Consider the following 19,052-nt stretch of genomic DNA (forward strand, 5'->3'; position numbering starts at 1 on the left):
GTCCCATGTCCCGCGATGCCGACCTTGCCCATCTGGGCCGAACCATGGAACTCGCCGATGAGTCGGCGGCGGAAGGCAACCATCCCTTCGGCGCGATCCTCGTGGGCGCCGACGGCACGGTGCTGGGCGAGGCGAAGAACACCCATTCCACCGATGGCGGTCCGGGCCATGCCGAAGCGAATCTCGCCCGCGATGCCGCCCGCCGCCACGGCATTGCCACGCTGCGCGGTGCCACGCTCTATACCTCGGTCGAGCCCTGCACGATGTGTGCCGGCACGATCTACTGGGCCGGGATCGGCGCGGTGGTCTACGGCATGACCGAGAAGCGGCTGGCCGAACTGACCGGAGACGATCCGGAGAACCCGACCCAGGATTTGCCCTGCACTGCGGTCTTCGCCGCCGGGCGCCGGGCCATCGAGGTCCGCGGGCCGTTTCCCGAGCTGGAAGAGCGCATCGCGGCCCAGCATGCCGCCTTCTGGAAGGCGTGAGATGGGACCGGTGCCGCTGCTGATAACCGGGGAGGTCGCCGATGACGGATACCTCGACTGGATCCGCCACCGCGCGCGCATCCTCGATCTGCCTGCGGTCATCGCGCGGCTGTCGCCGCGGGAGATCCGCGTGACCGTCGAGGGGCCCGAGCCGCTGGTCGAGGCCATGGAAGCCGCCTGCAGCCTCGGCCCATCCAGCGTCCTCGTCGACCGGATCGAGCGGGAGGAGGCCGGCCGATGCTGATCCTCGGAGAGCTGTCATGACCACCCGGCCCGTCGCCCTGTCGCGCGACCTGCCGCCCGGACGGGTGCAGCGGGCCCATGCCGGGGGACAGGATCTGGCGCTGTGGCGCTCCGCCTCGGGGCGGCCCGCGGCCTGGGCCAACCGCTGCCCGCATCGCGGCATGCGGCTGAGCCATGGCTTCGTCCGCGGCGAGACGCTCGCCTGCCTCTATCACGGCTGGCAGTACGGGGCCGAGGGCGGCTGCACGCACATGCCGGCCCATCCCGGGCTGGAGCCTCCGGCGACGATCCGCGCCACGGCCTTCGACGTCGCCGAAGAGGGCGGCGTGATCTGGGTGGCGACGGAGGGCTACGCCCGCCCGCCGGAAATGCCCGAAGCGCTGCAGCCGCTGCGCAGCCTGACCTTCCGCTGCGACCTGGCCACGCTGGCCTGGGCCTGCGGGATGGCGCCCGACCGGCTGCTGTTCCTGCCCGACCATCCCAGCCTGGTGATCGCGCCGAACCCGGTCGGCGACGGCCTGACCGAGGCGCATGTGCTGACCGCGCCGCTTCCCGTGGAGGACCGGATCGCCGCCATGCACCGCACCGAGAGCCTGCGCCGCGCGGCAGAGGAGGCCTTCGCATGAGCCGCGACCACGCGCTCGACGACTGGTATCCGGTCGGCGACACGGTGCTGCCGCAGATCCGCGCCACGCGGCTGCTCGGCTCCGATCTGAGCGTCTCCTGGGACGGCGAGACCGCCGCGGTGACCGGGACGGACGGCACCGCCTGGCCGGTGCAGGTCCGCTATGACCACATCTGGACCTGCCTTGGCCCGTCGCCGCGGCCGCTCTTCGACATTCCGGAGGCGGAGCAGCCCGGACGCCGCCGCGTGCCCTGCGGGTCGGTGCGGGTGAAATGCTCGCCATTGCGCGCGGTGGAGAACTTCCTCGACATCGCGCATTTTCCCTATGTCCATACCGGCATCCTCGGTGCCGAGCCGCATACCGAGGTCTTCCCCTACGAGGTCAAGATCCGCGAGGAGGTGGACGAGGTCTGGGCCACCAAGGTCAGCTTCCACCAGCCCAAGGCGGCGAAATCGGCCGGAACGGGCGCCGACATCCGCTATGAATACCGGGTGCCGCATCCGATGGCGGCGGTGCTCTACAAGACCTGCCCGCCGCGCCCGGCGGAATGGGACGTGATCGCGATCTTCGTGCAGCCGGTGTCCGAGACCGAGTGCATCGCCTGGCCCTGGATGGCGCTCTACGACGACACGTCGAGCCAGGCCGAGCTGGTGCAGTTCCAGCAGGAGATCTTCCTGCAGGACCGATCCATCCTCGAGAACCAGATCCCGGTGCGGCTGCCGCTGGACCCGCGGATGGAGATTCCGACCCGCGCCGACCTGACCTCGGTCGCCTACCGGCGCTGGCTGAAACGCAGGGGCGCGGTCTACGGCGCGCTGTCGGAGGCGGAATGAGCTTCACTCTCTACAACCATGTGCTGGACGCGGATTGCTACAAGGTCCGGCTGATGGCGGCGCTGCTGGGCGTGAAGCCGGATCTGGCGGCGGTCGACATCCACCCGCGGCAGGAGAACCTGTCCGACGCCTTCCTCGCGCTCAACCCTGCCGGGACGCTGCCGGTCGCGGTGGCGGGCGACCTGGTGCTGCGCGACGCGCCGTCGATCCTCGTGTGGCTGGCGCTGACCGCCGACGTGACCGAGCGCTGGCATCCGCGCGATCCCGGGCCGATGGCCGGGCTCCAGCAATGGCTGGGCTTTTCCCACAGGCTGGCCGCAACCGCCGGGGCGGCCCGGCTGGAGGCGATGCTGGGCTGGCCCGCGCCCGAGGCCGCCGCCGCCGAGGCGGAGGATTGCCTGCGGCAGCTGGAGCTGCACCTGGCGCTCGGCCATCTGGAGGGACGCGACTGGCTGGTCGGGCGCCACCCGACGGTGGCCGACATCGCCTGTTTCGCCGATGTCGCGCTGTCGCCCGATGCAGGGCTGCTGCATGACGGCCTTCCCTTCGTCCGGGGCTGGCTCTGGCGCATCCGCGCGCTGCCCGATTTCCTGCCGATGCCGGGGATCGGGCCGCTGCACGAGCTTGCCGATCCGGCGACCGGACGGCGCTGACCCCGGCCCATTGGCCGCAGGGGGAGCCGCTTGAGCCGCCGCATCGCCGCGCTATTGTTTCGCCGAACCGGCCGGCAGGGCCGCGCGTTCGTGAGTGCGACGAGTAGGAATACCGAGGAGGACCGATGCAGGTCACCACAGTCAAGACGTCCCCGATCGAGGGGCAGAAGCCCGGCACCTCGGGCCTGCGCAAGAAGACCCGTGTCTTCATGGAGCCGCATTTCCTCGAGAATTTCGTGCAGTCGATCTGGAACGGCATCGGCGGCGTCGAGGGCAGGACGCTGGTTCTGGGCGGCGACGGCCGCTATTTCAACGAGCGCGCCGCGCAGGTGATCCTGCGCATGGCGGCTGCCTCGGGCGCGGCCAAGGTGATCGTCGGGCAGAACGCGATCCTGTCGACCCCGGCAGCCTCCAACATGATCCGCAAGCGCGAAGCCTTCGGCGGCATCATCATGTCCGCGAGCCACAATCCCGGCGGCATCGACGAGGATTTCGGCGTCAAGTACAACACCGCCAATGGCGGCCCGGCCCCCGAGGGCATCACCGACAAGATTTTCGCCGCGACCAAGGAGATCGCCGAGTACAGGATCCTCGAGGCGACGGATGTCGACCTGTCGACGGTGGGCGAGACCAGCCTCGGCGGCATGGCGATCGAGGTCGTCGACCCGGTCGCGGACTATGCCGAGCTGATGGAGAGCCTGTTCGACTTCGCGGCGATCAAGGCGCTGTTCGCCGGCGGCTTCGCCATGCGCTTCGACGCGATGCACGCCGTCACCGGCCCCTATGCGGCCGAGATCCTGGTGAACCGGCTGGGCGCCCCTGCGGAGACGGTGATGAACGCCGTGCCGAGCCCCGATTTCGGCGGCGGCCATCCGGATCCGAACCCGATCTGGGCCAAGCCGCTGGTCGATCTCGTCATGTCGGATGCGGCTCCTGATTTCGCCGCGGCCTCCGACGGCGACGGCGACCGCAACATGATCCTGGGCAAGGGCATCTACATCACGCCGTCGGACTCTCTGGCCGTGCTGGCCGCCAACGCCCATTATGCCCCGGCCTATGCCGGCGGGCTGGCGGGCGTCGCGCGCTCGATGCCGACCTCGGGCGCGCTCGACCGCGTGGCAGCGGCCAAGGGGCTCGACTGCTACGAGACGCCGACCGGCTGGAAGTTCTTCGGCAACCTTCTGGACGCGGGCAAGGCGACGCTCTGCGGCGAGGAAAGCGCCGGCACCGGTGCCGACCATGTGCGCGAGAAGGACGGCCTCTGGGCGGTGCTGCTGTGGCTGAACGTGCTGGCGGGCTCCGGCAAGTCGGTGAAGGAGCTGATGGCCGCGCATTGGGCCGAGTTCGGCCGCAACTACTATTCGCGCCATGACTACGAAGGCGTCGACAGCGCTGCCGCAAACGGCCTGATGGACCATGTCCGCGGCCAGTTCGCCACGCTGCCCGGCACCGTGATCGAAGGTCTGACCGTCGCGAGCGCCGACGAGTTCGCCTATGACGATCCGGTCGACGGCTCGCGCTCCGAAGGGCAGGGGCTGCGCATCGGCTTCGAGGGCGGCTCGCGGATCGTCATCCGCCTGTCGGGCACCGGCACTGTCGGCGCAACGATCCGGGTCTACCTGGAACTGGTCGAGACCGATCCGTCCGCGATGGACAAGGACCCGCAGGAGGCGCTGGCCGCGGTGATCTCCGCTGCCGAGACCATCGCAGAGATCAAGTCGCGCACCGGCCGCGAGGCACCTGACGTGATCACCTGATCTGACCGCCGGAACCGGAAGCAAGCGGGCCCTGGGGGCCCGCTTCTGTTTTGCGCGGCGGCGCGACGGAACCGGCGGGGACGGACGTTTGTTGTCAAACGGGTTGGGGGACCCAGAAAGACGACAAGGAAGACCCGATGTCCGATACACACGCCCATGACCACGGGCTTGCCCATGACCTGCCGAAGATGCTCGGCCGCCGCCGCCTGCTGGCGCTGATCGGCGGCCTCGGGCTGGGAACCGTTCCGGCGCTGCGCGCCTCCGCCGCCTGCGTTGCGCTGCCCTGGGAGACCGCCGGTCCCTATCCGGCGGACGGCAGCAACTCGAAATCCGGCCAGGTGGTCAATGCGCTGGCGCAGGAAGGTATCCTGCGCGAAGACCTGCGTCCGTCCTTCGGCGGTTTCGGCGGCGAGGCCGAGGGCGTCCCGCTGGAGCTGGAGCTGACGCTGCTGGCCGCAGACGGCTGCACCCCGCTGGCGGGCCATGCCGTCTATGTCTGGCATTGCAACGCGACCGGGCTCTATTCGCTCTATGACGAGACCGGGGCCAACTGGCTGCGCGGGCTAGGCGTCGCCGACGAAGCCGGCAAGGTGCGGTTCACGACCATCGTGCCCGGCTGCTATGACGGGCGCTGGCCGCATATCCATTTCGAGGTCTTCGAGACGGCAGGGGCCGCGGTCTCGGGCGAGGCCTCGCTGCTGACCGCCCAGATCGCGGTCCCGGAAACGGAGGCGGCGGCGGTCTACGGCGATGACGCGCGCTATTCCAACGGCACGCGCAACCTGGGCCGGATCACGATTCCCTCGGACAATGTCTTCGGAGACAATTCGGAGGCCGAGATCGCCCAGCAGACCCTGGCGATGGCCGGCAGCCCGGCGGAGGGCTACTCGGGCACGGTGGCGATCCCGGTGGATTTCGATGCGGACCGCAGCAGCGCCATGCCCGCGCCGCCGCCCGGCGGCTTCGGCGGGGACATGCCGCCGCCTCAGGGGGCGCGGCCGCAGGCGGACTGACGGGCAGCCCCCGGCCGGGCCGGGGACCCCTGCCTCACTCCGGCAGGCGCGCGTCGTAAGCGGCGCGCAAGCTGGCCCAGCTGTCCCAGAAGGGCGCCGGCGCCTCTCCGGCAAGCCGCGCGGCGAGGATGTCCAGATGCGCGTGCCAGCCGGCGCTGACCCCCAGCCGCGACCCGCGGTCCATCAGCCGCTTGTGCACCAGCACCAGCAGCACCTCGTCGCTTTTCGGTTCCAGCGTGATCCGCACCTCGCTGCCCGTGCCCCAAGTGAAGGCCAGCACTCGGTTTTGCACCGCTTCCAGCACCGTGCAGGCCATCGAATGTTCGGCGCCGAAGCCCTCGGGCTTCTCGCCCGGCGGATCGGTCAGCTCGTCATTGCGCCAGGTCAGGGTGAATTCCCGGCCGGCCTCGGGGACCAGATCGCCCATGGCCAGCCATTTGCGGCGCAGCTCGCTGTCGGTGAGGTAGCGCCAGATCCGCTCGGCGGGGCCGGGCAGGCGGCGGCGGATGGTCAGCTCCGTGGGGCCGGTGAGGGCGCCATAGGCGCTGTCCTGGATCATGTCCTTCATTCCTCTTCTCCTTCCTGTTGCTGCTGATCGTCGTCGTCTTCCGCGCGCAGGAGCGCCTCCAGCGCGTCGAGCCGTCCGGTCCAGAACCGGGAGTACCGGTCGAGCCAGCGATGCGCCTCGCCCAGAGGGTCCGGCGCAAGGCTGCAGACATGGGTCCGCCACTGGATCTCGCGCCGGACCAGCCCGGCGCGTTCGAGAACCTTGACGTGCTTCGACACCGCGGCGAGCGAGATGTCGAAAGGTTCGGCCAGCTCGCCGACCGTGTGCGCGCCATCGGCCAGCATGGCGATCATCTGCCGCCGCGTGGCATCGCCGAGCGCATGGAAGACAGCGTCGAGATCGGGTGATTCTGATTCTACCATGAGGTTGAATGTAACCCGGACCGGGCAATCATTCAACCATATCATGAAATGAAAGGGGCCGCCCCGGAGGGCGGCCCGCTCGCTGGAAGGGCGGGGCGCGTCAGGCGCGGCCCTTCCACGGCACCAGCCATTTCTCCGCCTTGCGCATCAGGATGTCGATGCCGTAGCCGATCACGCCGATCAGGATGATCCCCATGATGACGATGTCGGTCAGCTGGAATTTCGACGCGGCGATGATCATCATGCCGGCCCCCTTCTGCGCCGCGACCAGTTCCGCGGCGACGACCGTGCCCCAGCAGACCCCCATTGCCACCCGCGCGCCGGTGAAGATTTCCGGCAGCGAGTTCGGGATGATGACATGGCGCAGGATCTGCCAGCGCGAGGCGCCCAGGCTGTAGGCCGCGTGGATCTTGGTGATGTTCACCCCCGAGACGCCGGCCCGCGCCGCGATGGTCATGATCCAGAGCGCGGCAAGGAACAGCAGCACGATCTTGCCGGTCTCCCATATGCCGAACCAGATGATGACGAGCGGGATCAGCGCCAGCGGCGGCACCGGGCGCATGAATTCGACGATCGGGTCGAACCAGCCGCGGAACCATCCCGAAAGCCCCATCGCGTAGCCCAGCGGAATGCCCACCAGCGAGCCCAGCACGAAGCCCGCAATCACCCGCCAGAGCGACCAGCCCAGATGCTGCCACAGCGTGAAGTTCTGGTAGCCGTTGGTGGCGATCTCGACGAAGCGCTCGGCAACGGCCTCGGGGGAGGGCAGCCAGATCGGCTCCATCTGCCAGCCTTTCGAGGGCTCGAAGGACAGCGAGCCCTTGGGCGTCATGCTGACCGTGCCGTCGGCGACCTTCACCGGCGTGTCCGGGCTGATCGGCTTGCCGTCGACGGCGGTGACGGTCACGTCCTCGCCCTCGTCATTGCCGGTCACCTTGATCAGCGTGCTGCGCCAGGCGCCGACCGTGTCTGCGTCGTCCTTGGCGAAGCCGTCGCCCGGCATCGCCGCGGGCGCGTCCGGGCTGTCCTCCGGCGGGTGGACCAGCACGGTGACCGTGGCGGTATCCGTCGCGCCGCTGGCATCGGTGGCGGTGTAGGTGAATTGCGTGGTGCCGGTGAACGGCCCCGGGACATGCAGCGGCGAGATCACCGAGCCGGTGAAGGCGCCCCAGATCAGGAAGATGGTCGCGACCGAAATGATCGAGGCGACACGGTCGGGGCGCACGGCGCTTTCGTCGCCGAAGGTCACGGTCTTCAGCGAGGTGAAATCGTGCCGCGCCGCCATGTGCCGGCGGATGAAATGCACGATGGCCATCGCCGCGACGAAGAGCAGGACGTAGAAGAGAAGGACGATCACGACGCCTCCTCCGTCCGGCCCATGATCTCTTCCTCCATCTCCCAGATCATCGACAGGATCTCCTCGCGGGTCTCGGCGAAGCCCTCGGACTTCTTCACCTCGCGCAGGTCCATGGCGGTGCCGCGCTCGGCGAAGGGCAGGCGGTATTCCTTGAAGATCCGTCCCGGCCGCGGCGCCATGACCAAGAGCCGCTCGCCCAGCAGCAGCGCTTCCTCGACCGAATGGGTGATCAGGATGATGGTCTTGTGCGTCTCCTTCCAGAGCTGCAGGACGAGGCCCTGCATCTTCTCCCGCGTCAGCGCGTCGAGCGCGCCCAGCGGTTCGTCCATCAGGATGACTTCGGGATCATTGGCGAGGCAGCGCGCCAGCGCCACCCGCTGCTGCATGCCGCCCGACAGTTCGTAGACTGCCTTGTCCTTGAAATCCTTGAGCCCGACGGTTTCGAGCAGCCTGTTCGAGGCCCATTGACGTTCGCGCTGGCTGACGCCCTTCATGCGCGGGCCGAATTCGACGTTCTCGCGGACATTCATCCATTCGAAGAGCGCGCCCTTCTGGAAAACCATGCCGCGCTCCGGTCCCGGTCCGGCGACGCGCTTGCCCCCGAGCGAGATCGTTCCCGAGGTTGGGGCGAGGAAGCCCGCGACGATGTTGAGGAGGGTGGTCTTGCCGCAGCCGGAGGGGCCGAGAACGGACAGGAGCTCGCCCTGCTTGAGGTCGAGCGATACGTCCTTCAGCGCCTGGACCGAGCCGCCATCCGGCAGGTCGAAGCGCATCGAGACATCGGAAATGACGAGATCGGACAAGGGACTGCCTTTCACGTCCCGGCGCGATGATTTGTGATCGCGCCGGGACGGCTGATGTGATCACATGGAGGGAACGGAGCCGAGCGGGCCGGTGTTGACCGCGTTCTCGTAGCTGTCGAGCGCCGCGTCGATATTGCCGGACTCCAGGAAGACCTGCGCCACGCCCTTCATGAATTCCTGTGCGCCGCCGCCCAGCCATTTCGGCGAAAGCTGCTCTTCCACCGAGGGGAAGACGAAGGTTGCCAGCGTCTCCGCCGTGGCCTGCTCCTCCATGCCGGCATCCTGGGCGATGACGGGCAGCATCTCGTCCGTGTGCTCGCCGGATTTCCACATCTCGTTCATCTCGGCGGTGACCTTCAGGAAGCCCGCGACCAGTTCCGGATTCCCGGCGATGAAATCGGCCGGGCCGGAGGTCACGTCGAAGACGAGAATGCCCAGCTCTTCCTTCTCGGGGCCGGTCAGCAGCACGTTGCCGTGCTCTTTCATCCGGCGCAGCGCGCCGCCCCAGCCGCAGACCATGTCGAGGGATCCCTGGGCGAAGGCCGCCGCGCCGTCGGCGGGGGCCATGTCGACGATTTCCATGGTGGAGATGTCCACGCCGAAATGGTCCATCTGCTTGAGGAAGCCGTAATGCGCAGCGGTGCCGATCGGCACGCCGACGCGCTTGCCTTCCAGTTCGCCCGCCGAGTCCTTGTCGATTTCCAGCGCCTCGGCCACGACGCAGTTGTCGTTCTCGGCATAGCTGACCGCGACATCGACCGCCTGCAGGTCCTGGCCCGCGGAGGTGGCGACGACGAAGGGCGGCACGCCCTGACTGACCGAAAGCTGGACATCGCCCGCCGCCATCGCCGCCGACATGGCGGTGCCGGCATCGAAGCTGACCCAGTTGATCTTGACGCCCATCTCTTCCTCGTAGAGCCCCTTCGCCTTGGCGTATTGGAAGGGCATCGGCCATTCCAGGAAGTAGCCGACGGTGATTTCGTCCATGGCGCGGGCCGCGCCTGCAGAGACGAGCGCCGCGAGCGCGGCGCCGACCATGAGGGTTTTCGTCATCTCTCTCTCCTGTTGCTCCCCTCGGCATCCTCTTGCCGGGACGCCTAATTGCGCGTCGAGCTTGCTGAACCGTGCGCAGGAAAGTGAAGGTGAAGTTTTAGGCATTCAGCAAACAGGGGGTGCTCAATAGATTGAAGTTTAACATGTTTTCATGGTGGAGCCGCACTGGACCTAAAGCGCGGGGTCCTCTGGCCCTATTCGCGCGCACAGGAAATAGGCAGGAAAATCGGCAATCCCGCCGCGGCGCCAGATGTCCCGCGCGATTCCCGCTTTGGAGCATGCCATGAACAAGTCGGTACAGCCGAACGATCTTTCCGCCGTCATCGAGGCCGACCGCGCCCATCTGTGGCACCACCTGCTGCAGCACAAGACGCTGGAGACGAAGGATCCGAAGATCATCGTCGAGGGCAAGGGCATGCGCGTCTGGGACCAGACCGGCAAGGAGCATCTCGATGCGGTCTCGGGCGGCGTCTGGACCGTGAACGTCGGCTATGGCCGCGAGCGGATCGCCAATGCCGTGCGCGACCAGCTGATCAAGATGAACTACTTCGCCCAGTCGGCAGGCTCGATCCCGGGCAGCCAGTTCGCGGAGATGCTGCTGGCGAAGATGCCGGGCATGAGCCGCGTCTACTACGTGAACTCCGGCTCCGAGGCCAACGAGAAGGCCTTCAAGATGGTCCGCCAGATCGCGCACAAGCGCTACGGCGGCAAAAAGCACAAGATCCTCTACCGCGAGCGCGACTATCACGGATCGACCATCGCCTGCATCTCGGCCGGCGGCCAGCCCGAGCGCAACATGCAGTACGGTCCCTACACGCCGGGCTTCGTCGAGGTGCCGCATTGCATGGAATACCGCGCCCAGTGGGAGTGCGAGAACTACGGCGAGCGCGCGGCTGACGCCATCGAGGAAGTCATCCTGCGCGAGGGCCCCGACACCGTCGGCGCGATCTGCCTGGAGCCGGTGACCGCAGGCGGCGGCGTGATCACGCCCCCCGAGGGCTACTGGCAGCGCGTGCAGGAGATCTGCGCCAAGTACGACATCCTGCTGCATATCGACGAGGTGGTCTGCGGCATGGGCCGGACCGGCACCTGGTTCGGCTACCAGCAATACGGCATCAAGCCGGATTTCGTGACCATGGCGAAGGGCGTGGCCTCGGGCTATGCCGCCATCGCCTGCCTGGTGACGACCGAGAAGGTCTTCGACCTGTTCAAGACCGACATGGAAGATCCGATGGACTACTTCCGCGACATCTCCACCTTCGGCGGCTGCACGGCCGGCCCGGCGGCAGCGATCGAGAACATGAAGATCCTCGAGGAAGAGAACCTGCTGGAGAACACCAACGCCATGGGCGCGCGCTTCATGGCGAATCTCGGCGCGCTGATGGAGAAGCACAAGGTCATCGGCGACGTGCGCGGCAAGGGCCTGTTCTGCGGTGCCGAGCTGGTCGCCGACCGCGCCACCAAGGAACCGGCGCACGAGAAGATGGTGCAGGCCGTGGTCGCCGACTGCATGGCGCAGGGCGTCATCATCGGCGCGACCAACCGCAGCTTCACCGGCTTCAACAACACGCTGTGCTTCAGCCCGGCGCTGATCGCGACGGCCGATGACATCGACCAGATCACCGATGCGGTCGACGGCGCCCTGACCCGCGTCTTCGGCTGACCCCTTTCCGGACGGCGGGGGTCCCCGCGCCGTCCGGACTTGCCGCTCCCGGAAATTGGACCTAACAAGGTCGCGCTTTCTAGGTCCAGTGCGGGGGCGGCCATGTCGATTTCCGAGGAGCTGTTCTTCCTCGATCCGTCCTTCGACGGCACGCTGCAGAAACAGCTGCAGCATATCGTGGCCGAGGGCGTGCTCTCGGGCCGCTTCCCGGTCGGCGCCAAGCTGCCCTCCAGCCGCAGGCTCGCGCAGCATCTGGGCGTCAGCCGCATCACCGTCACGCTGGCCTATACCGAGCTCGTCGCCTCCGACTACCTGACCTCGCGCGGGCGGTCCGGCTATTTCGTCTCGGAAACCGCGCCGCGCCTGCCGGATTTCGGCGATGCGCCCGCGCGCGAGGACCGGGTCGACTGGGGCGCGCATATCGCGCACAGCCATTCCCGCGCGGCGCGGGTGGCGCGGCCCGAGGACTGGCGCGCCTATCCCTATCCGTTCATCTACGGCCAGACCGACAAGCGGCTGTTCGACCATGCCAACTGGCGGCAATGCGCGCTGATGGCTCTGGGACAGCGGGATTTCGCCTCGCTGACCGAGGATTACTACGACCGCGACGACGACAAGCTGGTCGAGTTCATCGCCCGCCACTCGCTGCCGCGCCGCGGGATCCGGGCGCGCAGGGAAGAGATACTGGTGACGCTGGGCGCGCAGAACGCCCTGTGGATCGCGAGCCAGGTGCTGTTGGGCGAGGGCCGCCGCGCGGTGCGGGAAAATCCCGGCTATCCGCAGCTGCGGGACATCCTCTCGCAGTCCCGCGCCGAGGTGCTGACCGTGCCGGTTGACGGCAGGGGGCTGATCCCGGACGCGGTGCCGAAGGGCGCCGACGTGGTCTTCGCCACGCCCTCGCATCAATGCCCGACCGCCGCGACCATGCCGATGGACCGCCGCCGCCGCCTGCTGGAACGCGCCTCTGCCGAGGATTTCCTGGTGGTCGAGGACGACTACGAATTCGAGATGTCCTTCCTCACGCCGCCGACGCCCGCGCTAAAGTCGCTGGACCAGGAGGGCCGCGTGATCTATGTCGGCTCCTTTTCCAAGTCGCTCTTTCCGGGGCTGCGCCTGGGCTATCTGGTGGGCAGCGAGGCGTTCATCCGCGAGGCCCGGGCGATGCGCGCGCTGATGCTGCGCCACCCGCCCGGCCACATCCAGCGCACCGTCGCCTATTTCCTGTCGCTCGGCCATTACGACGCCCTGATCCGGCGCATGTCCTCGGCCTTCCAGCAGCGCCGCGCGGTGATGGAGGAGGCCATCGCCCAGCACGGCCTGTCCGTGGCGGGGCGCGACGCGCTCGGCGGATCCAGCCTGTGGTTGCAGGCGCCGCCGCATGTCGATACCGAGGCGCTGGCGCTCGGCCTGCGCCCCGAGGGGGTGCTGATCGAACCGGGCGCGGCCTTCTTCGACGACCGGGACCGGCCGCGCAACTTCTACCGGCTTGCCTATTCCTCGATCCCGCGCACCGCCATTCCCGAGGGCATTGCCCGGATCGCCCGCGCGATTGCGCGGGCCTGAGCGCGGCGGGCTTTCCATGCTCCCGATGCCTGCCTATGCTGTGCCGCGGAGGTGGCGCATGGACCGGGACACGACATTGCCGGGGGAGACGGGCGAGCTGGGCGAGCATGTCTGGGCCGACGTGCTCAGCGCCGTCGACCGCACCTATGCCGAACTGATCGAGTACCAGGAGAAGCTGGAGGCGCGGAACATCGAGCTGCAGGCGCTGCAGGATTTCCTGGCCTCGGTTCTGGCTTCGATCAGCGATGTCCTCGTCGTGGTCTCGCGCGACGGGCTGATCGAGAATGCCAGCCGCTCCTTCTGCGAGGCGGTCGGCCAGCAGATCGGCGCGCTGACCGGCAAGACGATGGAGGGCTTCTTCGCCGAGCCGGCCCGCACCCAGGTCAAGGCCGCCATCGCCGCCGCGATCCGCGAACGCCGCGAGACCGTGCTGGAGGTGGAACTGTGCGGCGCCGAGGAACCGGTGCCGCTGGAATTTTCGGTGGCGCCGCGCATCGACCGCCGCCGCCGCGCCACCGGCGCCGTGCTGGCGGGTCGTCCTCTGGGCGAGCTGCGCCGTGCCTATGGCGAGCTTGAGGCCAGCCACGAGGCGCTGAAACAGGCGCAGAGCCAGCTGGTGCGCAACGAGAAGATGGCCTCGCTCGGCCGGCTGCTGGCCGGTGTCGCCCACGAGCTGAACAACCCGATCAGCTTCGTCTACGCCAATTCCCACGCGCTGGAGAAATATGCCGGGCGGTTCGAGCAGTATTTCGACCGCGTGCAGGAGGGCGCCAGCCGCGAGGAGCTGATCGAACTGCGCCAGAAGCTCCGGCTCGACCGCGACATCCGCAACATGCGCCACGCGATCGAGGGCGCACGCGACGGCGCCGAGCGGGTGCGCGACATCGTAGAGGATCTGCGCCGCCTCTCGGCCGAGGGGGCGGGCGAGATGGGCGTTTTCGACCTCGCCGATTGCGCCCGCACGGCGCTGCGATGGGTGGAGCGCGGCGCGGAGCGCGACGTGGACGTGATCTGGACGGGTCCGGAACAGCTTCCCGCGGTCGGCCGCATGGGGCATATCCAGCAGGTGATCATGAATCTCGTGCAGAATGCCATGGATGCCGTTGCCGGCACGCCCGAGCCGCGGCTGGAGATGGACCTGGCCAATGATGGCGGCCGCGCCGTGCTGACCGTGCGCGACAACGGCCCCGGCATCGCGCCCGAACACCGCTCCACCATCTTCGACCCGTTCTTCACCACGAAACCGGTCGGGCAGGGGACCGGGCTCGGCCTGTCGATCTCGGCCAAGATCGCCGAGGAGCACGGCGGTGCGCTGACTCTCTGCGAGGAGGGCGGGGGCGCCTGTTTCCGGCTGATCCTGAAGGCGGCGGAGGGCGCGGCATGAACATCCTCTGGCTGCAGGCGGCCGGCTGCGGCGGCTGCACCATGTCGCTGCTCTGCGCCGAAAGCCCCGGCGTTTTTGACCTTTTCGAAGGCGCCGGGCTGGAATTCCTGTGGCATCCGACGCTGAGCGAGGCGACCGGGGCCGAGGTCCGCGCCCTGCTGGAGCGCGTAGAATCCGGCGCGCAGCCGCTCGACATCCTCTGCGTCGAGGGCGCCGTGCTGACCGGGCCGAAGGGCACCGGGCGCTACCAGATGCTGGCGGGCACCGGGCGGTCCCTGCTGGACTGGGTCCGCCGCCTCGCGCCGTGCGCGGCCCATGTGGTGGCGGTCGGGACCTGCGCGACCTATGGCGGGGTCTCCTCGGCCGGCGAGAACATGACCGAGGCGACGGGCCTGCAATTCGAGGGCCATCACCGCGGCGGCATCCTGGGCGAGGATTTCCGCGATCCCGCGGGCCTGCCGGTGGTCAACGTCGCGGGCTGCCCGACCCATCCCGACTGGGTGACCGAAACCCTGATGATGCTGTCGGCCGGCGAATTGCGCGCGGAGGCGCTCGATGCGCTCGGCCGTCCGCGCTTCTATGCCGACACTCTGATCCACCATGGCTGCCCGAAGAACGAGTTCTACGAATACAAGGCCAGCGCCGAGCATCTGTCCGAGATCGGCTGCATGATGGAGCATCTGGGCTGCATCGGCACGCAGGCGGTGGGCGACTGCAACATCCGCGGCTGGAACGGCGGCGAAAGCTGCACGCGCGCGGGCTATCCCTGCATCGCCTGCACCGCGCCCGAATTCGAGGAGCCCGGCCACGGCTTTGCCGAGACGCCGAAATTCGCGGGCATCCCGGTGGGGCTGCCGACCGACATGCCCAAGGCCTGGTTCATGGCGCTGGCCTCCCTGTCCAAGGCCGCGACCCCCGCCCGCGTGGCGCGGAACGCCGTCGCCGACCGGGTCGAAGTTCCCCCCACGCTGAGGAAGCCGCGCGGATGAACGGAAAATCCCTGCTGGTCGGGCCGTTCAACCGGGTCGAGGGCGATCTGGAGATCCGTCTCGACATCGCAGGGGGACGCGTGACGCGGGCCGAGGCCAACTCGCCGCTGTTCCGCGGCTTCGAGCGGATCATGCTGGGCAAGCGGCCCGAGGATGCGCTGACCATCACGCCGCGGATCTGCGGCATCTGCTCGATCAGCCAGTCGATGGCGGCTGTTCTGGCGCTGGCCGACCTGGCGGGCGCCGAGATGCCGCCCGAGGCGATGCGCGCCGCCGCGATCCTGCACGGGGTGGAAAATCTCTGCGACCACCTCACCCATTTCTACCTGTTCTTCATGCCGGATTTCGCCCGCCCCGCCTATGCCGGGCGCGGCTGGCACGGACAGATGGCCGAGCGCTTCACCGCCGCCGAGGGCTCTGGCCTGCGCGCGGCACTGGAGGCGCGGGCGCGGCTTTTCCACATCGTCGGGCTCTTGGGCGGGAAATGGCCGCACACGCTGGCGATCCAGCCGGGCGGCGTGACGCGGGCGCCGAGCGCGCGCGACCGGATCCGCATGCAGGCCGACCTGCGCCAGTCTCGCGCCTTCCTCGAACGCCAGCTCTTCGGCGCGCCGCTGGAAAGCTTCGCGGCGCTGGAAACGGCGGAGGCCATGGCGGCATGGGAGACCGGCGATGCCGGGCTGTTCCTGCGGGCCGCCGATGATCTGGGGCTGGCCGCGATGGGGCGCGGGCCCGGACGCTTCCTCAGCTGGGGCGCCTATCCGCTGCCGGGTGGTCCGGGATGGTCCGGCGGGCTTTGGGACGGCGCGCTGCATCCCGCCGATCCGGCCATGGTGGCCGAGGATCTCAGCCATTCCTGGATGCTGGGCGGCGCGGCGCATCCGATGCAGGGCGAGACCCTGCCGGACGAGGACATGCGCGAGACCGCCTATAGCTGGTGCAAGGCGCCGCGCTATGGCGGCCTTGCGATCGAGACCGGCGCACTGGCCCGGCAGGCGGTGGCTGGCCATCCCCTCGCGCGCGAGCTTGCCGAACAGGCAGGTGTGACCGCGCGTGTCGGCGGCCGCTTGCTGGAGATCGCGCGGCTGCAACTGCTCTTGGAGGACACGCTTGCCGCGCTCAGGCCGGAGTCACGCTTCATGGAACGCGCCGAGCTTCCGCGCGAGGGCGAGGGCGTCGGGCTCTCCGAGGCGGCGCGCGGCTCGCTCGGCCACTGGATCCGTGTCGAGGGCGGGCGCATCGCGGGCTACCAGATCATCGCGCCGACCACATGGAATTTCAGCCCGCGCGATGCCTCCGGCACGCCCGGGCCGGTCGAGGCCGCCCTTGTCGGCGCGCCGGTGGCCGAGGGCGAGGAAACGCCGCTTTCGGTCCAGCACATCGTGCGAAGCTTCGATCCCTGCATGAACTGCACCGTCCATTGATCGACGGCCTGCAGATCCGCGTCCGCGGACAGGTCCAGGGGGTGGGGTTCCGCCCCTACGTCTGGCAGCTGGCGCGGCGCTTCGGTCTCCGCGGCGAAGTGCTGAACGATGCCGAGGGCGTGCTGATCCGGGCGGCCGGCGGCGACATGGCCGGGTTCCTCGCGGCCCTGGAGGCCGAGGCGCCCCCCTTGGCCCGGATCGACGCGGTGGAGACGGCGACTTGCGTGTTCGCCGCGCCGGAAGGCTTCGCCATCGCCGCCTCCGGCGGGGCGGGGGCGGAGACGCGGGTGACGCCGGATGCCGCCACCTGTCCGGCCTGCCTGGCCGAGATCATGGACCCGTCGGACCGCCGCCACGGCTATCCCTTCGCCAACTGCACCCATTGCGGGCCGCGCTTCGCCATCCTGACCGGGCTGCCCTATGACCGGGCGCAGACCACGATGGCGGCCTTTCCGATGTGCGGGGCCTGCGCCGCCGAATATGCCGATCCCGCCGACCGCCGCTTCCACGCCCAGCCGGTCGCCTGTCCGGATTGCGGGCCGCGGCTCTGGATCGAGCCTGCCGCGCCAGACCCGGTCCGCGCGGCTGCGGCGCGGCTGAAGGCCGGCGAGACGGTCGCCATCAAGGGGCTGGGCGGGTTCCATTTGGCGGTGGACGCGACGCAGGGCGCGGCGGTGCAGCGTCTGCGCACCCGCAAGCGCCGCCCGTCGAAGCCCTTCGCGCTGATGGGCACGATGGAGATGATCCGCGCGCTCTGCCATGTCTCAGCAGAAGAGGAGGCGCTGCTTGCCGATCCGGCCGCGCCGGTCGTGCTGCTGGCACGCCAGGGCTGCGCGCTGCCCGAGCCTGTCGCGCCGGGCCAGCCGCGGCTTGGCTTCATGCTGCCATCGACGCCGCTGCACCACCTGCTGCTCGCCGCTGTCGGCCGTCCGCTGGTGATGACCTCGGGCAATCTTTCGGGCGAGCCGCAGGTCATCGGCAATTGCGAGGCGCGGGAGAAGCTTGCCGGCTTCGCCGATGCTTTGCTCATGCATGACCGCGGCATTGCCCGGCGGCTCGATGACGGCGTCGAGCGGATCACGCCGCAGGGGCCGATGGTGCTGCGTCGCGCCCGGGGCCGGGTGCCGGGAACGCTGCCCCTGCCGCCGGGTTTCGGCGCCGCGCCGCAGGTTGCGGCGTTCGGCGGGCAGATGAAGGGGGCGATCTGCCTCCTGAAGAACGATCAGGCGCTGCTCGGCCATCATCTGGGCGATCTCGACGACGCGCTGGCGGCGGAAGCGTTCGAGGCGGCTTGCCGCGACTATGCGGAGCTTTTCGATCACCGCCCCGAGCTTGCTGCCTGCGACCTGCATCCCGAGTATCGTGCCAGCCGACATGCGGAGGCCACGGGCCTGCCCGTGAGCAGGGTCCAGCACCATCACGCCCATCTGGCCGCGTGCATGGGCGAAAATCTCTGGCCCATTGATGGCGGCCCTGTCGCCGGGATCGTGCTCGACGGGCTGGGGCTGGGCGCGGACGGCACGGTCTGGGGCGGCGAGCTGCTGCTGGGCGGTTACCGCGGCTTCGAACGCACGGCGCATCTGCGGCCCGCGGCGCTGCCCGGCGGCGACATGGCGGGACGGGAGCCCTGGCGCAACCTGCTGGCACGGCTCGACCAGGCCGGGCTGGCCGGTCTGGCCGACGAGATGCTGCCGGGAAAGCCGCTGCCGCCGCTGCGGATGGCGGTGGAGAAGGGGCTGAATGCGCCCCTGTGCTCCTCTGCGGGCCGACTTTTCGACGCATTCGCCGCCGCCTGCGGGCTGGCGCCGGAGCGGCAGAGCTACGAGGGCGAGGCGGCGATGGCGCTGGAGGCGGCTGCGCTCGCCGCGCCCGCGGCAGTCGCCGATCCCTATCCGCTCCCGGCGCTCGACCCGGCACCGCTGTTCCTGGCCTGGGCCGGGGACCGCCGCAACGGCGTTCCGGCCGCGGTCATGGCCGCGCGGTTCCATGCCGGGCTGGCGCAGGCCTTTGCCGCCGCGGCGCGCGCGCTGGTGGACGGGGGCAGGGCCGGGGCGGTGGCGCTGTCGGGCGGCTGCTTCCAGAACGCGCTGCTGCTCGAGCTGACCGTGAAGGCGCTCGGCGACGTGCCGGTTCTGCTCCATCGCCGGACCCCGGCCAATGACGGATCGCTGGCGCTGGGACAGGCACTGGTGGCGGCGGCCCGAGTCATCGCCCCGGAAGGTTCCTGACCACAGCTCTGGTCGGTTGGTCGCCGCCTGACCGGGCGCGGCTGC

18 protein-coding genes are annotated in these 19,052 nt (G+C 69.2%); 13 read left to right on the forward strand and 5 right to left on the reverse strand.

Annotated features, from left to right (window positions below; translation table 11 throughout):
• The first annotated feature begins 5 nt into the window (after nucleotides 1–5).
• From HCC78_RS20220 to HCC78_RS20250, 7 genes are all read left to right on the forward strand, one after another.
• A complete protein-coding gene (locus tag HCC78_RS20220; protein WP_172330608.1) occupies nucleotides 6–488 on the forward strand; it encodes a nucleoside deaminase in 483 nt (160 codons plus the stop codon).
• 1 nt (nucleotide 489) lies between these two features.
• The gene (locus tag HCC78_RS20225; RefSeq protein WP_172330609.1) at nucleotides 490–732 is read left to right on the forward strand and encodes an acylphosphatase; all 243 of its coding nucleotides are present in this window, start codon (nucleotides 490–492) and stop codon (nucleotides 730–732) included.
• Between the two features lie 16 nt (nucleotides 733–748).
• Nucleotides 749–1,357 (forward strand): Rieske (2Fe-2S) protein, encoded by a 609-nt coding sequence (locus HCC78_RS20230; RefSeq protein WP_172330610.1) that lies wholly within the window; start codon nucleotides 749–751, stop codon nucleotides 1,355–1,357.
• Nucleotides 1,354–2,190 (forward strand): aromatic ring-hydroxylating dioxygenase subunit alpha, encoded by an 837-nt coding sequence (locus tag HCC78_RS20235; protein WP_172330611.1) that lies wholly within the window; start codon nucleotides 1,354–1,356, stop codon nucleotides 2,188–2,190. Before HCC78_RS20230 ends, HCC78_RS20235 begins: the two co-directional genes overlap by 4 nt.
• Nucleotides 2,187–2,843, forward strand: a complete 657-nt coding sequence (locus tag HCC78_RS20240) for a glutathione S-transferase family protein (protein WP_172330612.1) — start codon at nucleotides 2,187–2,189, stop codon at nucleotides 2,841–2,843. Before HCC78_RS20235 ends, HCC78_RS20240 begins: the two co-directional genes overlap by 4 nt.
• Before the next feature lie 125 nt (nucleotides 2,844–2,968).
• A complete protein-coding gene (locus HCC78_RS20245; protein WP_172330613.1) occupies nucleotides 2,969–4,600 on the forward strand; it encodes an alpha-D-glucose phosphate-specific phosphoglucomutase in 1,632 nt (543 codons plus the stop codon).
• Nucleotides 4,601–4,737: 137 nt separating this feature from the next.
• Nucleotides 4,738–5,613 carry a hypothetical protein gene (locus HCC78_RS20250; protein ID WP_172330614.1) on the forward strand — a complete coding sequence of 292 codons (876 nt, stop codon included), beginning with the start codon at nucleotides 4,738–4,740 and terminating at the stop codon, nucleotides 5,611–5,613.
• A 34-nt stretch (nucleotides 5,614–5,647) separates the two neighbouring features.
• On the opposite strand, the gene HCC78_RS20255 is transcribed toward HCC78_RS20250, so the two are convergent.
• The 5 genes from HCC78_RS20255 to HCC78_RS20275 all read right to left on the reverse strand — a co-directional run bounded on the left by HCC78_RS20255 (nucleotide 5,648) and on the right by HCC78_RS20275 (nucleotide 9,756).
• Entirely contained in the window at nucleotides 5,648–6,181 is a 534-nt protein-coding gene (locus HCC78_RS20255) for an SRPBCC family protein (protein ID WP_172330615.1), read from the reverse strand.
• Nucleotides 6,178–6,543: a helix-turn-helix transcriptional regulator gene (locus HCC78_RS20260; protein ID WP_172330616.1), complete on the reverse strand. Its 366-nt coding sequence runs from the start codon at nucleotides 6,541–6,543 to the stop codon at nucleotides 6,178–6,180. The genes HCC78_RS20255 and HCC78_RS20260 overlap by 4 nt, the downstream gene beginning before the upstream one ends.
• 100 nt (nucleotides 6,544–6,643) lie before the next feature.
• Nucleotides 6,644–7,900: an ABC transporter permease subunit gene (locus HCC78_RS20265; protein WP_172330617.1), complete on the reverse strand. Its 1,257-nt coding sequence runs from the start codon at nucleotides 7,898–7,900 to the stop codon at nucleotides 6,644–6,646.
• Nucleotides 7,897–8,673: an ATP-binding cassette domain-containing protein gene (locus HCC78_RS20270; RefSeq protein ID WP_371743872.1), complete on the reverse strand. Its 777-nt coding sequence runs from the start codon at nucleotides 8,671–8,673 to the stop codon at nucleotides 7,897–7,899. The genes HCC78_RS20265 and HCC78_RS20270 overlap by 4 nt, the downstream gene beginning before the upstream one ends.
• 90 nt (nucleotides 8,674–8,763) lie before the next feature.
• Nucleotides 8,764–9,756: an ABC transporter substrate-binding protein gene (locus HCC78_RS20275; RefSeq protein WP_172330619.1), complete on the reverse strand. Its 993-nt coding sequence runs from the start codon at nucleotides 9,754–9,756 to the stop codon at nucleotides 8,764–8,766.
• Between the two features lie 283 nt (nucleotides 9,757–10,039).
• Here HCC78_RS20275 and HCC78_RS20280 point away from each other — a divergent pair, with 283 nt between their 5' ends.
• The 6 genes from HCC78_RS20280 (at nucleotide 10,040) to hypF (ending at nucleotide 19,007) form a co-directional block, all read left to right on the forward strand.
• Nucleotides 10,040–11,419, forward strand: a complete 1,380-nt coding sequence (locus tag HCC78_RS20280) for an aspartate aminotransferase family protein (protein ID WP_172330620.1) — start codon at nucleotides 10,040–10,042, stop codon at nucleotides 11,417–11,419.
• A 102-nt stretch (nucleotides 11,420–11,521) separates the two neighbouring features.
• Entirely contained in the window at nucleotides 11,522–12,982 is a 1,461-nt protein-coding gene (locus tag HCC78_RS20285) for a PLP-dependent aminotransferase family protein (RefSeq protein ID WP_172330621.1), read from the forward strand.
• 58 nt (nucleotides 12,983–13,040) lie between these two features.
• The gene (locus tag HCC78_RS20290; protein ID WP_172330622.1) at nucleotides 13,041–14,366 is read left to right on the forward strand and encodes an ATP-binding protein; all 1,326 of its coding nucleotides are present in this window, start codon (nucleotides 13,041–13,043) and stop codon (nucleotides 14,364–14,366) included.
• Entirely contained in the window at nucleotides 14,363–15,355 is a 993-nt protein-coding gene (locus HCC78_RS20295) for a HupU protein (RefSeq protein WP_172330623.1), read from the forward strand. The genes HCC78_RS20290 and HCC78_RS20295 overlap by 4 nt, the downstream gene beginning before the upstream one ends.
• Nucleotides 15,352–16,779, forward strand: coding sequence for a nickel-dependent hydrogenase large subunit (locus tag HCC78_RS20300; RefSeq protein ID WP_172330624.1), 1,428 nt, complete (start codon nucleotides 15,352–15,354; stop codon nucleotides 16,777–16,779). The genes HCC78_RS20295 and HCC78_RS20300 overlap by 4 nt, the downstream gene beginning before the upstream one ends.
• Nucleotides 16,776–19,007, forward strand: coding sequence for a carbamoyltransferase HypF (hypF, locus tag HCC78_RS20305; protein ID WP_172330600.1), 2,232 nt, complete (start codon nucleotides 16,776–16,778; stop codon nucleotides 19,005–19,007). Before HCC78_RS20300 ends, hypF begins: the two co-directional genes overlap by 4 nt.
• The last annotated feature ends 45 nt before the right edge of the window (nucleotides 19,008–19,052 follow it).

It is taken from the genome of Mangrovicoccus sp. HB161399 (genome assembly GCF_013184745.1).
In the GTDB taxonomy this organism is placed as follows: domain Bacteria; phylum Pseudomonadota; class Alphaproteobacteria; order Rhodobacterales; family Rhodobacteraceae; genus Mangrovicoccus.

What these genes read in the sequence shown, in the direction of transcription:
- HCC78_RS20235 (WP_172330611.1), top strand. Translation starts at nt 1,354, where the DNA reads ATGAGCCGCGACCACGCGCTCGACGACTGGTATCCGGTCGGCGACACG.
- HCC78_RS20220 (WP_172330608.1), top strand. Translation starts at nt 6, where the DNA reads ATGTCCCGCGATGCCGACCTTGCCCATCTGGGCCGAACCATGGAACTC.
- HCC78_RS20260 (WP_172330616.1), bottom strand. Translation starts at nt 6,543, where the DNA reads ATGGTAGAATCAGAATCACCCGATCTCGACGCTGTCTTCCATGCGCTC.
- HCC78_RS20290 (WP_172330622.1), top strand. Translation starts at nt 13,041, where the DNA reads ATGGACCGGGACACGACATTGCCGGGGGAGACGGGCGAGCTGGGCGAG.
- HCC78_RS20225 (WP_172330609.1), top strand. Translation starts at nt 490, where the DNA reads ATGGGACCGGTGCCGCTGCTGATAACCGGGGAGGTCGCCGATGACGGA.
- HCC78_RS20295 (WP_172330623.1), top strand. Translation starts at nt 14,363, where the DNA reads ATGAACATCCTCTGGCTGCAGGCGGCCGGCTGCGGCGGCTGCACCATG.
- HCC78_RS20280 (WP_172330620.1), top strand. Translation starts at nt 10,040, where the DNA reads ATGAACAAGTCGGTACAGCCGAACGATCTTTCCGCCGTCATCGAGGCC.
- HCC78_RS20245 (WP_172330613.1), top strand. Translation starts at nt 2,969, where the DNA reads ATGCAGGTCACCACAGTCAAGACGTCCCCGATCGAGGGGCAGAAGCCC.
- HCC78_RS20255 (WP_172330615.1), bottom strand. Translation starts at nt 6,181, where the DNA reads ATGAAGGACATGATCCAGGACAGCGCCTATGGCGCCCTCACCGGCCCC.
- HCC78_RS20275 (WP_172330619.1), bottom strand. Translation starts at nt 9,756, where the DNA reads ATGACGAAAACCCTCATGGTCGGCGCCGCGCTCGCGGCGCTCGTCTCT.
- HCC78_RS20230 (WP_172330610.1), top strand. Translation starts at nt 749, where the DNA reads ATGACCACCCGGCCCGTCGCCCTGTCGCGCGACCTGCCGCCCGGACGG.
- HCC78_RS20270 (WP_371743872.1), bottom strand. Translation starts at nt 8,673, where the DNA reads ATGCGCTTCGACCTGCCGGATGGCGGCTCGGTCCAGGCGCTGAAGGAC.
- HCC78_RS20300 (WP_172330624.1), top strand. Translation starts at nt 15,352, where the DNA reads ATGAACGGAAAATCCCTGCTGGTCGGGCCGTTCAACCGGGTCGAGGGC.
- HCC78_RS20285 (WP_172330621.1), top strand. Translation starts at nt 11,522, where the DNA reads ATGTCGATTTCCGAGGAGCTGTTCTTCCTCGATCCGTCCTTCGACGGC.
- HCC78_RS20240 (WP_172330612.1), top strand. Translation starts at nt 2,187, where the DNA reads ATGAGCTTCACTCTCTACAACCATGTGCTGGACGCGGATTGCTACAAG.
- HCC78_RS20250 (WP_172330614.1), top strand. Translation starts at nt 4,738, where the DNA reads ATGTCCGATACACACGCCCATGACCACGGGCTTGCCCATGACCTGCCG.